This window comes from Amycolatopsis sp. NPDC114484 (assembly GCF_055633755.1).
This window is the reverse complement of the sequence record NZ_JBVKDQ010000010.1, coordinates 119580-134948: the sequence shown is the minus strand read 5'-3', so window position 1 is coordinate 134948 and position 15369 is coordinate 119580. Positions and strand designations below refer to the sequence as shown.

At 68.0% G+C, this 15369-nt stretch carries 16 protein-coding genes; 2 read left to right on the top strand and 14 right to left on the bottom strand.

Translation table 11 applies throughout. The annotated features are described in order from the left end of the window. Positions 1–2 precede the first annotated feature (2 nt). The 9 genes from rplW to ACZ7SW_RS24445 form a co-directional block, all read right to left on the bottom strand. The gene (gene rplW / locus ACZ7SW_RS24485) at positions 3–314 is read right to left on the bottom strand and encodes a 50S ribosomal protein L23 (protein WP_009072304.1); all 312 of its coding nucleotides are present in this window, start codon (positions 312–314) and stop codon (positions 3–5) included. After that, the gene (gene rplD, locus ACZ7SW_RS24480; RefSeq protein ID WP_116204578.1) at positions 311–1000 is read right to left on the bottom strand and encodes a 50S ribosomal protein L4; all 690 of its coding nucleotides are present in this window, start codon (positions 998–1000) and stop codon (positions 311–313) included. The genes rplW and rplD overlap by 4 nt, the downstream gene beginning before the upstream one ends. Before the next feature lie 2 nt (positions 1001–1002). Next, positions 1003–1653, bottom strand: coding sequence for a 50S ribosomal protein L3 (gene rplC, locus ACZ7SW_RS24475; protein ID WP_370932197.1), 651 nt, complete (start codon positions 1651–1653; stop codon positions 1003–1005). Between the two features lie 30 nt (positions 1654–1683). Continuing rightward, the gene (gene rpsJ / locus ACZ7SW_RS24470) at positions 1684–1989 is read right to left on the bottom strand and encodes a 30S ribosomal protein S10 (protein ID WP_003102098.1); all 306 of its coding nucleotides are present in this window, start codon (positions 1987–1989) and stop codon (positions 1684–1686) included. Positions 1990–2408: 419 nt separating this feature from the next. After that, positions 2409–3602: an elongation factor Tu gene (gene tuf, locus ACZ7SW_RS24465; protein ID WP_470232711.1), complete on the bottom strand. Its 1194-nt coding sequence runs from the start codon at positions 3600–3602 to the stop codon at positions 2409–2411. A gap of 129 nt (positions 3603–3731) precedes the next feature. Next, entirely contained in the window at positions 3732–5831 is a 2100-nt protein-coding gene (gene fusA / locus ACZ7SW_RS24460) for an elongation factor G (protein ID WP_470232710.1), read from the bottom strand. A 63-nt stretch (positions 5832–5894) separates the two neighbouring features. After that, positions 5895–6365: a 30S ribosomal protein S7 gene (gene rpsG, locus ACZ7SW_RS24455; RefSeq protein WP_007031033.1), complete on the bottom strand. Its 471-nt coding sequence runs from the start codon at positions 6363–6365 to the stop codon at positions 5895–5897. Beyond that, the gene (gene rpsL, locus ACZ7SW_RS24450) at positions 6365–6739 is read right to left on the bottom strand and encodes a 30S ribosomal protein S12 (RefSeq protein ID WP_003102113.1); all 375 of its coding nucleotides are present in this window, start codon (positions 6737–6739) and stop codon (positions 6365–6367) included. The genes rpsG and rpsL overlap by 1 nt, the downstream gene beginning before the upstream one ends. Positions 6740–7412: 673 nt before the next feature. After that, positions 7413–7565 (bottom strand): hypothetical protein, encoded by a 153-nt coding sequence (locus ACZ7SW_RS24445; protein WP_344270092.1) that lies wholly within the window; start codon positions 7563–7565, stop codon positions 7413–7415. A gap of 74 nt (positions 7566–7639) precedes the next feature. Here ACZ7SW_RS24445 and ACZ7SW_RS24440 point away from each other — a divergent pair, with 74 nt between their 5' ends. Continuing rightward, the gene (locus tag ACZ7SW_RS24440) at positions 7640–8128 is read left to right on the top strand and encodes a GNAT family N-acetyltransferase (RefSeq protein WP_470232709.1); all 489 of its coding nucleotides are present in this window, start codon (positions 7640–7642) and stop codon (positions 8126–8128) included. Here the strand turns inward: ACZ7SW_RS24440 and ACZ7SW_RS24435 are convergent. The 5 genes from ACZ7SW_RS24435 to ACZ7SW_RS24415 all read right to left on the bottom strand — a co-directional run bounded on the left by ACZ7SW_RS24435 (position 8121) and on the right by ACZ7SW_RS24415 (position 13188). Then, on the bottom strand, positions 8121–8606 hold the full coding sequence (locus ACZ7SW_RS24435) for an MmpS family transport accessory protein (protein WP_470232708.1): 486 nt from the start codon (positions 8604–8606) through the stop codon (positions 8121–8123). The two genes, ACZ7SW_RS24440 and ACZ7SW_RS24435, sit on opposite strands and share 8 nt — an antisense overlap. A 64-nt stretch (positions 8607–8670) precedes the next feature. Further along, complete coding sequence (locus tag ACZ7SW_RS24430) at positions 8671–8904, bottom strand: hypothetical protein (RefSeq protein ID WP_470232707.1); 234 nt, start codon at positions 8902–8904, stop codon at positions 8671–8673. A 33-nt stretch (positions 8905–8937) separates the two neighbouring features. After that, entirely contained in the window at positions 8938–9423 is a 486-nt protein-coding gene (locus ACZ7SW_RS24425) for a hypothetical protein (RefSeq protein ID WP_470232706.1), read from the bottom strand. 40 nt (positions 9424–9463) lie between these two features. Continuing rightward, a complete protein-coding gene (locus ACZ7SW_RS24420) occupies positions 9464–11224 on the bottom strand; it encodes a hypothetical protein (RefSeq protein WP_470232705.1) in 1761 nt (586 codons plus the stop codon). A 101-nt stretch (positions 11225–11325) separates the two neighbouring features. Then, on the bottom strand, positions 11326–13188 hold the full coding sequence (locus tag ACZ7SW_RS24415) for a hypothetical protein (RefSeq protein ID WP_470232704.1): 1863 nt from the start codon (positions 13186–13188) through the stop codon (positions 11326–11328). Between the two features lie 571 nt (positions 13189–13759). Between ACZ7SW_RS24415 and ACZ7SW_RS24410 the strand changes: the two genes are divergently transcribed. Further along, positions 13760–15259 (top strand): hypothetical protein, encoded by a 1500-nt coding sequence (locus tag ACZ7SW_RS24410; protein ID WP_470232703.1) that lies wholly within the window; start codon positions 13760–13762, stop codon positions 15257–15259. The last annotated feature ends 110 nt before the right edge of the window (positions 15260–15369 follow it).

Sequence of the window (15369 nt, the reverse complement as noted above, 5' to 3'; positions counted from 1 at the left end):
CTTTACGCGGTGGGTCCGCCGAAGATCTCGATCGCCTTGCTCTCAGGCGAAAGAGTCACGATGGCGCGCTTGGTGTCCTTGCGCTTGCCGAAGCCGGTACGAGTCCGCTTCCGCTTGCCCTGGCGGTTGGCCGTGTTGACGCTGACGACCTTCACGCCGAACACCTTCTCGACCGCGATCTTGATCTGGGTCTTGTTGGCGTCCGGACGGACGATGAACGTGTACTTGTGGTCCTCGAGCAGTCCGTAGGACTTCTCGGAGATCACCGGCGCGAGCAGGATGTCGCGGGGGTCCGGAATGGCGACCGAGCTCACTTCTCGTCACTCCCTTCCGAAACCTCGCTCGAACGCGCGAGGGCCTTGACGACCTTCCCGCGGACGGGGCCTGCCACGAACGCGTCGTAGGCGGCCTTGGTGAACACGACGTCGTCGTTGACCAGGACGTCGTAGGTGTTGAGCTGGTCAGCCCAGATCAGGTGCACGTACGGCAGGTTCCGCGCGGACACCCAGGCGAGCTCCTCGTCGCGGTGCAGGACCACGAGAACGCGCTTGGCCTGGGTCGCGGCGGCGATCGCCGTCTTGGCGGTCTTGGTCGACGGCTTCTCGCCGGTGACCAGTTCCGTCAGGACGTGCAGCTGGCCGGCGCGAGCCCGGTCGGAGAGGGCGCCACGCAGAGCGGCGGCCTTCATCTTCTTCGGGGTGCGCTGGGTGTAGTCGCGCGGCGTGGGGCCGTGCACGACGCCACCGCCGGCGAACTGCGGCGCGCGGGTCGAACCCTGGCGGGCGCGACCGGTGCCCTTCTGCCGGTACGGCTTCTTGCCGCCACCGGAGACCTCACCGCGGGTCTTCGTGTCGTGCGTGCCCTGGCGCGCGGCGGCCAGCTGGCCCACCACGACCTGGTGCATCAGCGCGACGTTGGCCTGCACGTCGAAGATCTCCCCGGGGAGCTCGACGGTGCCGTCGGCTTTACCGGCCGGAGTCTTCAGCTCGACGTTCGTCATCGTCAGTTTCCACCCTTCGCGGCACTGCGCACGAACAGCAGGCCGCCCTTGGGACCGGGCACCGCGCCCTTGATCAGCAGCAGGCCGTCCTCGGCACGCACCGCGTGCACGGTCAGGCCCTGCGTGGTGACCCGGTCGCTACCCATCCGGCCCGCCATCCGCAGGCCCTTGAACACGCGGCCGGGCGTGGCGCAGCCGCCGATGGAACCCGGCTTGCGGTGCACGGCCTGCGCGCCGTGGCTCGCGCCCTGGCCCTTGAAGCCGTGGCGCTTCATGACACCCGCGTAGCCCTTGCCCTTGCTGGTACCGGTCACGTCGACCGAAGTGCCGGCCTCGAACACCTCGGCGGTGATCTCCTGGCCGACCTCGTAGGTCTCGGCGTCGGTGGTGCGCAGCTCGGCGACGTGCCGGCGCGGGGTCACGCCCGCCTTGTCGAAGTGGCCGGTGCGCGGCTTGTTCACCTTGCGCGGGTCGATCGCGCCGAACGCCAGCTGCACGGCCGCGTAGCCGTCTTTGTCGGTGGTCCGGACCTGGGTCACCACGTTCGGACCGGCCTTGACGACAGTGACCGGGACGACCCGGTTCTGCTCGTCGAAGACCTGGGTCATGCCGAGCTTGGTGCCCAGGATGCCCTTCATTTGCCTGTCAGACATGAGTTCTTATCTCCGCCGCTCGCCCAACGCTTACTGGATGTTGACGTCGACGCTCGCCGGGAGGTCGATGCGCATGAGCGCGTCGACCGTCTTCGGCGTCGGGTCGAGGATGTCGATCAGACGCTTGTGCGTGCGCATCTCGAAGTGCTCGCGCGAGTCCTTGTACTTGTGCGGCGAGCGGATGACGCAGTAAACGTTCTTCTCGGTAGGCAGCGGCACCGGCCCGACAACACGGGCGCCGGTGCGCGTGACCGTTTCCACGATCTTGCGCGCCGAGGTGTCGATCGCCTCGTGGTCGTAGGCCTTGAGCCGGATGCGGATCTTCTGTCCCGCCATGGTGGCTGCGTTCCTTGTCGTCTCGTGCCGCTTTGTCTCGTCAACCTGGGCCGGAGCCCGGGTTTCAGCAGTTCAACGGCCCTGTCCCCGGTCCACGCGGTCGGGCGTGTCGCGCCCGCCGCACAGACGGATCCCTAAGGATCGTCGTCTTGCCTGGTCTTCCTCTTACGTGAGGAGGCCGCGGGCCGACCTGGTCTGAACAAGCACCGCGGTCGTCCCCACTGGCCTTTGCCCGCTAGCCTCACCCGAAGGAAGAGCTCCACGGACCGTGGCCGCTCATACCAGGGCGGCCGGAACCCAGTCGATTGAAAACCGATAAGGATTCGGCCGCCCCAGGACGAGCAACCTGAATAGTGTCGCACACGTGAGTTGACGCCCTGAACTCGGGGGTGTATTGACCCGAATTCAGGGCGCCGACGTCACTTGTTGATCTTGGTAACCTGGCCCGCGCCGACGGTCCGGCCACCCTCGCGGATGGCGAAGCGCAGACCCTCGTCCATGGCGACCGGCTGGATCAGCACAACGCTGATGTCCGTGTTGTCGCCCGGCATGACCATCTCGGTGCCCTCGGGGAGGGTCACGACGCCGGTCACGTCCGTGGTGCGGAAGTAGAACTGCGGGCGGTAGTTGTTGAAGAACGGCGTGTGCCGGCCGCCCTCGTCCTTGGACAGGATGTAGACCCGGCCCTCGAACTCGGTGTGCGGGGTGGTGGTGCCCGGCTTCACGACGACCTGGCCGCGCTCGACGTCCTCGCGCTTGATGCCGCGCAGCAGGAGGCCGACGTTGTCGCCCGCCTGGCCCGTGTCGAGCAGCTTGCGGAACATCTCGACACCGGTGACGGTGGTCTTGGTCGACTTCTCGCGGATGCCGACGATCTCGACCTCTTCGTTCACGTTGACCACGCCACGCTCGACGCGGCCGGTCACGACGGTGCCGCGGCCGGTGATCGTGAAGACGTCCTCGATCGGCATCAGGAACGGCTTGTCGAGCTCGCGGACCGGGTCCGGCACGTTGTCGTCGACGGCGTGCATGAGCTCGAGGACCGCCTGGCCCCACTTCTCGTCGCCCTCGAGAGCCTTGAGGCCGGAGACGCGCACGACCGGCGCGTCGTCGCCCGGGAACTCCTGCGAGGACAGCAGCTCGCGGACCTCCAGCTCGACGAGCTCGAGGATCTCCTCGTCGTCGACCATGTCGGCCTTGTTCAGCGCCACGACGATGTAGGGCACGCCGACCTGGCGGGCCAGCAGCACGTGCTCGCGGGTCTGCGGCATCGGGCCGTCGGTCGCCGCGACCACCAGGATCGCGCCGTCCATCTGCGCGGCACCGGTGATCATGTTCTTGATGTAGTCGGCGTGACCGGGGGCGTCCACGTGCGCGTAGTGACGCTTCTCGGTCTGGTACTCGACGTGCGAGATGTTGATCGTGATGCCGCGCTGCTTCTCTTCCGGCGCGTTGTCGATCTGGTCGAACGCACGGGCCTCGTTCAGCTCCGGGTACGCGTCGTGCAGAACCTTGGTGATCGCCGCGGTCAGCGTGGTCTTGCCGTGGTCGACGTGACCGATGGTGCCGATGTTGACGTGCGGCTTGCTCCGCTCGAACTTCGCCTTCGCCACTGGAATGTCCTCCTGGACTGATTTCGCGTTGTGCTCGTGGGGCAGCGTGGCTGCTGCCCCACGAATGTTCCTTCGTCGTTGCTGCGGACGTTCAGGAGAGTTCCTTAATGCCCGCGCGCGGTGGGGGAGTTACTCCCCCGTCGCCTTCGCGATGATTTCCTTCGCGACGTTCGCGGGAACCTCGGCGTAGGAGTCGAACACCATGGAGTAGTTCGCCCGGCCCTGGGTACGGGACCGCAGGTCGCCGACGTAGCCGAACATCTCCGACAGCGGGACCAGTGCCTTCACGACACGGGTACCGGCGCGCTCCTCCATGGCCTGGATCTGGCCACGGCGGGAGTTGAGGTCGCCGATCACGTCACCCATGTAGTCCTCGGGAGTCGTGACCTCGACGGCCATCATCGGCTCGAGGATGACCGGGCCGGCCTTCTTCGCGGCTTCCTTCATCGCCATGGAACCGGCGATCTTGAACGCCATCTCGGAAGAGTCGACCTCGTGGTACGCGCCATCCAACAAGGTGAACTTCAACCCGACGAGCGGGTAGCCGGCCAGCACGCCGTACTGCATGGCGTCCTGTGCGCCCGCGTCGACCGACGGGATGTACTCCCGCGGCACGCGGCCACCGGTGACCTTGTTGTCGAACTCGTAGAGAGCACCGTCGGTGCGCTCGAGCGGCTCCAGCTTCACGATGACCTTCGCGAACTGGCCGGAACCACCGGTCTGCTTCTTGTGGACGTAGTCGAGCTTGTCCACGGTCTTCTTGATGGTCTCGCGGTAGGCGACCTGCGGCTTGCCGATGTTCGCCTCGACCTTGTAGTCGGACTTCATCCGGTTGACCAGCACCTCGAGGTGCAGCTCGCCCATGCCCGCGATGATCGTCTGACCGGTGTCCTCGTCCAGGTTGACCTGGAACGTGGGGTCTTCCTCGGCCAGCTTCTGGATCGCCAGGGAGAGCTTCTCCTGGTCGGCCTTGGTCTTCGGCTCGATGGCCACCTTGATGACCGGGTCCGGGAAGGTCATGGACTCGAGCACGACCGGGTTCTGCGCGTCGGCGAGGGTGTCACCAGTGGTGGTGTCCTTCAGGCCGATGACCGCGTAGATGTGGCCGGCCAGGGCCTCGTCGACCGGGTTCTCCTTGTTGGAGTGCATCTGGAAGATCTTCCCGATGCGCTCCTTGCGCTCCTTGGTCGCGTTGACGACCTGGGCGCCGGAGGCGACCTTGCCCGAGTAGACCCGGATGTAGGTCAGCTTGCCGAAGAACGGGTGCGCGGCGATCTTGAACGCGAGCGCGGAGAACGGCTCCTCGGTCGTCGCGTGCCGGGTGACCGGGGTCTCGCCGTCCGGCAGCAGACCCTCGACCGGCGGCACGTCCAGCGGCGACGGCAGGTAGTCGATGACCGCGTCCAGCATCGGCTGCACGCCCTTGTTCTTGAACGCGGAGCCGGCGAGCACCGGGAACGCCTCGCGGGTGACGACCAGGTGGCGGATGCCGCCCTTGATCTCGTCCTGGGTCAGCTCCTCGCCCTCGAGGAACTTCTCCATCAGCGCGTCGTCGGTCTCGGCGACGGCCTCGATCAGCTTCTCGCGGTACTCGGCCGCGCGGTCGGCCAGCTCGGCCGGGATGTCCTCGACGGAGTAGTCGTCGCCCTTCTGCACCTCGCCGCGCCAGACCAGGGCCTTCATCCGGACCAGGTCGATGACGCCCTCGAAGTCGTTCTCCGCGCCGATCGGCAGCTGGATGGCCAGCGGCCGGACGCCGAGACGGTCCGAGATGGTCTGCAGGGTGTAGTAGTAGTCCGCACCCAGCTTGTCCATCTTGTTGACGAAGCAGATGCGCGGGACGTCGTACTTGTCCGCCTGCCGCCAGACCTGCTCGGACTGCGGCTCGACGCCTTCCTTGCCGTCGAAGACGGCGACCGCGCCGTCGAGCACCCGCAGGTTGCGCTCCACCTCGACGGTGAAGTCGACGTGCCCGGGGGTGTCGATCAGGTTGATCTGGTAGTCGTTCCAGAAGGTGGTGGTCGCAGCCGAGGTGATGGTGATGCCCCGCTTCTGCTCCTCCTCCATCCAGTCCATCGTGGCGGCGCCGTCGTGGACTTCGCCGAGCTTGTAGTTGATCCCGGTGTAGAACAGGATCCGCTCGGTGGTGGTGGTCTTACCGGCGTCGATGTGCGCCATGATGCCGATGTTGCGGACCTTGTTGAGGTCGGTCAGCACTTCACGTGCCACGAGAATGTTCCCCTGTCTCGAACGTGGGGCCCGGCATGGCTTCTATCGGCAGCCGGGCGGTCATCACCAGCGGTAGTGCGCGAAGGCCTTGTTCGACTCGGCCATCTTGTGCGTGTCTTCGCGACGCTTGACGCTGGCGCCAAGGCCGTTGCTCGCGTCCAGCAGCTCGTTCTGCAGCCGCTCGATCATCGTCTTCTCGCGGCGGGCCTGCGAGAAGGAGACCAGCCAGCGCAGCGCCAGCGTGGTGGAGCGGCCGGGCTTGACCTCGATCGGCACCTGGTAGGTGGCGCCACCGACGCGGCGGCTCTTCACCTCGATGGTGGGCTTCACGTTGTCGAGCGCGCGCTTCAGCGTGACGACCGGGTCGGTGCCGGTCTTCTCGCGAGCGCCTTCGAGAGCGCCGTAGACAATGCGCTCGGCCAGGGACCGCTTGCCGTCCTTCAGCACCTTGTTCACCAGCTGGGTGACCAGCGGGGAGGCGTAGACGGGGTCGGAGATCAGCGGCCGCTTCGGCGCCGGACCCTTGCGAGGCATTAGCTCTTCTCCTTCTTCGCGCCGTACCGGCTGCGCGCCTGCTTACGGTTCTTCACACCCTGGGTGTCGAGCGAACCGCGGATGATCTTGTAGCGAACACCCGGCAGGTCCTTAACCCGGCCACCGCGCACGAGCACCATGGAGTGCTCCTGCAGGTTGTGGCCTTCGCCCGGGATGTACGCGGTGACCTCGATACCGCTGGTCAGCTTCACACGAGCAACCTTGCGCAGGGCCGAGTTCGGCTTCTTGGGAGTCGTGGTGTACACGCGGGTGCACACGCCACGACGCTGCGGGCTCCCCTTGAGGGCCGCGGTCTTCTGCTTGGCAGCCTTGTCCTGGCGGCCCTTGCGGACCAGCTGCTGGATCGTGGGCAATGGACCAGCTTCCTGTCGTGATCTTGCTTCTTCGTGTCTTCACCGGTCCCCGCGGTCGGGCGTGTCGGCCCGCGTCACGGTCTCTCGACCGGTAACTTCCCGGAGGGATTTTCCGTCGGAACCCCACGTGGCGAGGCTGGTGAACCGGGTGCAAAAGCACCCCGCTCATGCCCAACGGCACGCGGAGCGGCCCGACGCCTGCCGGGCACGGTCTCCAAAGATACCCGTCCACTCGCGGAGCGGTCCGGGCGGGGGGTCGCTACGGTCGCCGACCGGTCATCGTAACCCCAGATCGGGGCCTTGGGACGGCGCCGCGCGGGACTTCCCGAGAGGGGAGAACGCCGGTCTCCGGGACGCTATTCCCGGGCGGGTTCCCGCGGTCAGAGCGCACTCGGGTTCGCATGGCGGGACGCGGCGACCAATGAATGGACCCGTGCCGGGCACGATCGCGCCCCGGCTTCGCCGTCGGCTCCCGGCATGACGGACGGGACTCGAGACGGCGTTAAGAACGCGAGAGAAATTCTTCCGCGGCAAGAAGAAGAGCCGCTGGGTGTTCCACAATGGACCGCGCCCGGGGTGACAATCACCTCACCGGAGACGGTGCCCGCCTCAGGGCTGGGCGGGAGCCGCGAACCCGGCCCGGCGGCGTGCACCCGCCGGGCCGGGCCGCGGGTCAGTCCTCGTCCGGCTTCGCGTGGTCGGGCTTGCCCGGGTTGGGGTCGCGCGACAGATCGATCAGCGGGTGCACTCCAGCCCCCTCCGGCGCGGCATGGCTGCCGCCGGTCTTCTTGTCCCCCGGCTGGTCGACCTTCTCGCTGCCGTCCATGTCGCCTCCTCGTTCGGTTCCCCTGCCGGTCTGCACGGTACCTGCCGGGGAAATCGGTGGACGGACTCCCCAAGATGAGGGACGTGGACTGGAAGATCAGCGAAATCCCGGCCGAACACCCCGACGCGACGGCGATCCTGCGCGAGTACATGGACGAACTGGCGTCGCGGTATCACGGCCGTCCGGCCACGCCCGCCGAGGTGGACGCGGCGCTGGCCGACGAGCCCAGCGACGGCCTCGTCTCGCCGACGGGAGCGTTCCTGATGGCCTATCGAGACGGAAAACCAGCCGGTTGTGCAGGAGTCCGGATGGTCGAGCCGGGCCTGAGCGCGTTGACGAAGGTGTACGTGCGCCCGGAGCATCGCGGGCACGGCGGCGGCAAGCTGATCGTCACAGCGGCCGAAGAGGCGGCGAAGCGACTGGGTTCGGCCCGGATGCGGCTCGACACCCGGGACGATCTGGTCGAGGCACGAGCGCTGTACGCGTCGATGGGCTACGCGGAGATCGAGGCGTTCAACGACGACCAGTACGCCGAGCACTGGTTCTCCAAAGACCTCAGCTGAGCCGTCCCGCACAGCTGGCGACCTCGCCGTCCGCGGCCTTCGCGGACCGCGCCAGCACGCCGTTCACCGACACCCGGCATTCGACCGGGCCGCTCGACTGGCCCATCAGCTGCACGGTCGGCGGGACGGCTGTCTTCGGCCAGGTCAGGGTCTTGCTCCAGGGCAAGGGCACCGACAGCTCCTGGTGCACCAGGCCGAGGCCGTTGTCGTCGTAGACCACGGTGGCGGTGCCGGAGCCGGCGAGCTCGTAGGTGATCTGCCGGCTGGACGGAGCGGGTGCGGCCGGTGCGGTGGACGTCGTCGGGGGCAGGGTGCGGGTCACCGTGCGGTCTGGGGCGCGCTGCGGCACTGAGGTCGTGGGCGCGGAGACGGCCGCCGGAGCGGGCGCGGGGTCGTCGCCGAGGATCACTACTACCGCGGCGACGGCGACCACTGCTATCCCGGCGATCGCGAGCCGGCCGATCAGTTGTCTGTCCATGTTCCTTCTTTCCGGGACCGCCGGCGGTTCCCGGGGACGAGGGGAACCACCGGCGGAGACGGGGTCAGCCGGGCAGGATCCGGCCGGGGACGCCGTTCAGCGACTGGATCAGGCCCAGCACCGGGACGCCCAGCGGCGCGAACGTCCAGATGTTGTTCAGGTTCGACGTGTCCGGCTCGTCGACGACGGTGACACCGGGCTGGTCCTGCGCGGCGGCCAGCGCGGGCGCGGCGGCGCCGAGCACCGCGGCTCCGGCGAGCGCGGTGGCGGCGATGGCTCGGACGACGGTCTTTTTCACGGGCTTCTCCTTCTGTGCTCAGGAAACGACGGCTCAGGAAACGGCGGTGACGAGGTGGAACACCGGCGCGAGGAGCTGGGCCGGGGCCGGGGTGGTCGGGCCGAGGAGACTGCCCGCGTCGAGACCGGGAACGACCCAGACCGACGGGCCGCCGCCGGTCGGTGCGCCCGGGACGCCGGGCAGGCCCGGGGCGGACAGGTTCGGCAGGGACGGCAGCGAGGGCAGGCCGCCGGTCGGGAGGGACGGCAGGCCACCAGTCGGAAGGGACGGCAGCCCGCCCGTCGGGAGCGAGGGCGAACCGCCGGTCGGCAACGAAGGCAGGCCAGCGGGCAGACCAGCGACCGACTGACCAGCAGCCGACTGACCAGCGGAGGACTGACCCGCAGCCGATGGACCCGCGGCGGGCTGACCGGCGGCGGACGTCTCCGGGGTGGCGGCATTGGCCACTCCCCCGGCGAATCCGGCGAACGCCCCGGCCGCGGCGAGCGGCAGCAGGATCCGGGCGGCAATGCGTTTCATCAGGGTTTTCCTTTCTTCGGGGAACTGCGGGGAACTGCGGTCAGCGGAGCGCGCCGCTGATCGGGACGATGGTTCCGTCGGGGATCCACTGCCCGGCGTAGTCGCGCGCGGCCTGCATGCCGGGCGCGTGCGGTTCGTTCGGGTACATCGGCATCGCGTTGACCTGCGCGGCCGCGAACAGCTGCACCTCGCCGTTCACCGCTGTCCACTGTGGACCAAGCCAGGTCCGGAAACCGCCTAGCGACGGGCTTTCCCCGCCGAAGCTGTTGCCGACGGCCACCGCGTAGCTCACCGCGAGCTGGTCGCGCGGGTCGAAGCGCAGTGGCAAAGCCGCGCTGGCCACGGTGTTCACGATGGGCCCGTTGAGCAGCCACGGCGCGAGGTACAGGCCGAACTGATGGGTCGGTTTGAGCCGCTGCGATTCGGCGGCGCGGCTCATCGCGAGGTACCCGTCGCTCCAGCCGGAGACGACCACCAGCGCGGTGTCCGCCGCGGCGTCCGGGCGCACCGGCAGACCGACGCGCGCGGCGGTTTCGCGGACGAGCTGCGCGGCCCGCACCCCACGCGGCGATTTGTCTTCGACCAACGTGATCGCCGACGGCTTCCGTGAGGCGAGAAACTCGACCAGCTTCACCAGCGAACCGCGGTCCTCCGGTGACAGCGCTTCTGCCGGACAGCTGGTGAGCACGTCGCGTTTCGCCGCCACCAGACCGCCGAGTGCGGCTTCCGCGCATTCCGGTGCGTCGGCGTCCGAAACCGATGGGCCCGCTTCGTTACCCGCGTCGACGTCGACCGTGGTGGTCGCGTCGCCCTTGTGCACCACGAGAGTGCTGCGTCCGGCCGGAAGGTCGACCTCGGCCCAGCTGCCTTCCGCGCCGGCCCGCGTCGCCGCCGTGGTTACGATCCCGCCCTCGACGCCAGCGGACAGATCCGTGCCCGCGCTCGCCGGGAAGTGCACGAGATTGCGCCCGGGCCGGTGTGGACTGACCAGCACCGGCACGGTCGCGCCGCCGACTGTCGCGTCGGCCAGCACCGGCACTCCGGGGACTGGCAACGGTCCGGGCTGCGGCACCGCGGCAAGCGCACTCCACGCGACGAAACCAAGCGCAACACCGGCGACGCCGTAACGGTAACCGCGAGTGGAAGCGTTGCGAGAAAACAAGATCGCCGCCACTACGGTCACTGCTGCGGGCAGCAGGACCACCACGATCAGCGAGATGCCGAAGAGCGTTTCGTACAGCCGTCGGTCAAAGGCGACCCCGGAGATGCCGAGCTGCACGACGCCCGCGAGCGTCAACAGTCCGGCGAGACTGACCGAAAGCGGACCAACGCGCAACGGCGTCGGGCGCCATTGCTCCACCGGCACCCACGCCGACAGCAGCGTCACGCCGAACCACAGCGCGGCCGCGGCGACGTACACGGTGTCGATGGCGAAGGAGATCCCCGAGCCGTCGACGGAGGTTTCCAGCACCACGAGCACGACCAGCGCGAGCGAAGCCCAACGACCCACCGAAGGCCACCGCAGCAGCACCGGCACCGCCAGCGCGAGCACGACGTGGACGATCAGTGCGACCAGGTTGACCTCGACCGTCGCCGCCGACACCGCGGCCAGCACCGCCGAACCCACACCCAGCACGCCGGTGGCGAGCCACAGCTTGCGCGGCAGCGGACCGACGAGCGGACGCAAAATCCCGGTACCGGCGAGGAACGCCGTCGCCAGCAGCAGTATCAGCCGCAGCACCAGCGCGGCACTGTCCACACCGGACGATCCGGTGGCGACCGGAGTGACGTGGTGATCCATGGAGACCTTCCGGACTTGTCCTCGGGGCCGGTGCCGTGAAGGGCCCCTTGGGGGAATCTGATTCCCCCAAGGAGTCCTTCACGGCACGCGTCCAGCGGGAGTTACTTCACGTTCTGGTCGGCGACCACGAACAGTTCGGAGTGCGGCTTGGCGTTGCCGAAGTCCCCGTGCGGCCACGACTTCCGGTTGAAGTTGAGACCGACCTGCCCGGTGAACTCGTCGCGGAAGTTCTGATCGACCGCGACCTTCCCGTCCGGCGACAGGTTCAGCAGGTTGACCTTGTGGTCACCGTCCAAACCGGACCGTGCGACGAAGTAGTTCGACACCGCGATGTGCTGCGGCTGCGTGGTTTCGTGGTAGAAACCGTCCTCGCCGAGCGCGAAGTTGTCGTACGCGCCCCAGTGCGGACCAGCCCCGGGCACGCCCGGGTTGATCGGCGCGGAGCCGACCACGGTCGGCAGGTCTCCCCCGCCGCCCTGCTGCGCCTTCTCCAAGGTGTCGACGCGGCCCTTGATGTCCTCGACCTTGTCGCCCGCCGCGACCAGCTTCTGGATGTCGAGCACGTACACGCCGCCGGTGGTGCCGGGGTCGTCCGGGCCGAGCGCGCCCTTCTGCCTGCCCTGCACCGCGTGGTACAGGAACCGGTCGTCCGGGCTGGTCTGCAGCCAGCCGCCGTTGGAGCTGGCCCCGTTGGAGTCGTTCTGCGCGTAGATCGGCTTGCCCGCGGTGCCGTCGTCGAACACCTCGATCCAGTGCGGATCCTTCGCCGTGATGTCCGGCGTGTAGAAGATCGCGCCGCCCTGCATCGTCTCGGCGAACGCGCCCTTGTGCCCGGGCTGGTTCGTCACCGTGGTCTCCATGACCGCGCGGCTTTCCGAGTGCAGCGGGTCCGCCGGGTTCGCCCGCGGGCCGTCCTGCAGGTAGGACACCGCCTTCAGCTTCGGGTGATTGCGGTCGGAGATGTCCCAGGTGCGGATCGTCGGACGGCGCAGATACGGCGACGGCTGCTTCACCGGGTCGAGGATGATGTTGCGCGGTTCGGCGTAGTCACTGGTGACGAGAGTGTTGAGATCCTCGCGCGCCTGAACGCCGTGCGGGTTCGCGCAGGACGGTTTGCCCAGCTGCGGCAGGTTGTCGCACAGCTTCGCGTTGTCGCCCTGCGGGGTCGCCGCCGGATTCTGCGACAGCACCTGCGCGTTCTGGTCGAAGTGCACGACCTCGCCCGGGCTACCGGCGAAGCCGTTGCCGATCTGCGTGGAACCGTCCTGATACGCGTACGGACCGGGCACGACCGGACCGCCCATGTAAGTGCCGTACGCGGTGCCGTCCTTCAACACCCAGTACGCGTCCGGCACAGACCCACCGAGCGTCTGCGTCGGCAGGCTGATGCCCTTGAGTTTCAACTGTGGCAACGCACTGACGTCGAACGCGTACGTCGCCGCGGCGAACAACGCGCCAGCGTAGATCGTGTCGCCCTTGTGCCACACGTACTGCATATGGTGCGGCTCGTTCTCGACGAGCGGCCCGACTGTCGCGGTGTTCACCACCTTGCCGTACGTCGGCGAGCCCTGCGTCGCGTCGATCACCGCGAGGAAATCGGGGCCGGGCAAGGCATTCTTGATTTTTCCGAGGCCGCCGCCGAGCGAACCCGGCAGGTTTTTGACGTCCTTCACCGCGGTGTCGGCGATGTTCTCGTCGCCCGCCCAGACCAGCAGCCACTTCTTCGGCGTGCCGTCGGCGGAACGCGCTTGCGCGGCAAGATCTTTGCTGACCAGGTGGTTCTGCACCCAGTACTGCTTGCCGTCGGACGCGGTTTTGGCGTCGGTGACCACTTGGACGTCGGCGTAGGCGCTGGTGGTGGACCCGGTATAGGTCACCGCGCCGATCGCGAGCGCGACCGCGCCGGCGACGGTCAGCGCTTTCCGCCATCGGGGCGGGGCGCCCGAGGAGGAGCTGAATCGCATTGTGTCTCCCTGTTTGTGTTCCCGTGAAGCGCCCGCGAAGGCACTTCTTTCCCCGTTCCGCGGGCAGCACGAAACCCACCCGGAACGAGGAAAGCGTTTATCCCCTCGGGCCTGCGAAACCCGTTGCGGGGCAAGAGAAATCAGCCAGCCAAGCGCGGCCGGGAGAAAAGGTCAGGAATTCCTACACAGCGCGCTGGCCTGCTGGCGCAGATCAACGTGCAGGCGCCACACCAGGGCAACCGGAAAGGACATGCGCGAAATACTCTGGCGAACCGCACGCACTGTCAATGCGGTGATCAATCGTGGGAACGTCGACCGAAGGGGTGAATATCCCACGAACTGGGCCGACTTGCCCGGCCCTGCGCGCGCGACCGCCGAGAGCGGCGGCGCTGACCTGCGATGCTCCGTTCGGCCCAAACTATGTACGGCGCTTCAGAGTCCAGGGCGGCGCCGTTCGCCCGATATGTTCGTTACCTTTTCGTGACCATGTGCCGGGAACTTCCGCCCGCTGGGCAACGACGGCACCACGACCCGACGGCGCGAACCGGACCGAAACGGCATAATCCGCTCAATGGCAGACCCGTTCCCCTGGTACATCGCTGTCGGCTACCTGACCGCGTTCGTGCTGCTCTGGATCGCGGGCCGGACCGAGGGCGGCGGCACGGTCACCTCGGCGATCAGCAACATCGCCTGCGGCCTGGCCTTCCTCGGCACGACCCTGACCTGGTTCGCGGTCAGCATGGACGTGCGCGCGCCGCTGGCGGTGTGGATCGCGTTGCCGGTGGCCTTCATCGCCTTCGTGCTCTGGCAATCCGCGCGGCAGCGTGGCCGGCTGCGTCGCCTCGGCACCACCGAAGCGGCAACGTTCGGAGTCCTTCCCCAGCATGGGCGCACCGTGGCGTTCGACCGACAGGACGGCCTGTCGCCGCGCCGGCTGGTCGAACTCGAACACCAAGGGCATCGGCTGCTCGGCGTCGAGTACCCGCTCACTGATCGCGGTTCCGCGGCCGACCGCGTCGCTGATCGCATCGGCGGCATCTACACGATGACCGAAGTCCGGGTCCCGGACAGCCCGGCGCTGCGGATCACCCCGCGCGTCGGAGCGTTCGAACCGGATCACGCCACCCCGTTCGAAGACGCCCGGATCACCCGGATCCAGGTCGGCACGCCGAAAACCCGCGAAGAGCTGGAAAAGGTCGCGGTGGACCCGGAATTCGACCGGCGGTTCGAGGTCACGACCGAGGATCCGGAGTTCGCCGCCAAGGTGCTCACCCCGGAAGTGCGCGAGCTGATCCTCGACGATTTATGGTTCCGAGTCCACGAAGTCGTGTTCGACCGCGACGCCCTCTGGACCGTGGAAGCGGACGGGCTGAACGAAGACCGATTGCTCGGCAACGCCCGCCACCTCGCGATCTTCGCCGCGGCCGTAGCGCCGAACCTCTGGCGGGACACCGAGTTCTCCCGCGTGACCGCCCGTGCCGAAACCGGCTACGACCTGTGGTTCGGGCAGCACCGCGGCTTCGTGCGGAACCGGGTGAACCGCTACCGCGAAGCGATGGACCGGCAGCCGCTCGCGCCGACGACGGTGCTGACGCGCTCGCTGCTCGCCGGGGCCATGGTGGTGGGCGGTCTGCTGCCGATCGCCAACAGCGTGGCCGCGGCCGCCGGTCTCGCCACCGAGGTCCAGCTCACCGTCGTCGATTCCACCCCTGGCGATCCCGGTCGTTCCTGCGGGCTCAACCGCACCCAGATCTGCGACAGCCAATCCCCCGCGGTCCGCGGGACGTATCAGGACGACGGCCGGACCCGAGAAGTCCTTACGACCTGGCACCTCGGCCACCTGCCGGACCGCGGCGACGTCGTCCCGGTGCGGATCGGGCCGATCTGGTGGCACCCGGTGTTCCAGAGCAACGACGCCGTCGCGCTGACCATCCTGGCCGCTTTGGTCCCGGTCGCGCTGGGGCTGCTGTTCTTCAAGATGATCTTCCGGCCGAAAGCGCCGCGCCGGGTCCGCGTCCTGCGCGAGAGCCGGGAATCCCGGCAGGTCGACGTCGGACGACCCCCGTCCTGAGCACGCCCGGTTTGCTGACCTGCGGTGATCATCCGCCCCGGATTCCGCACTCTTGAAGCACGAAGGCGACAGAAGCGGCATAATCCCCGGCATCAGTGAGGTGCAGGGGA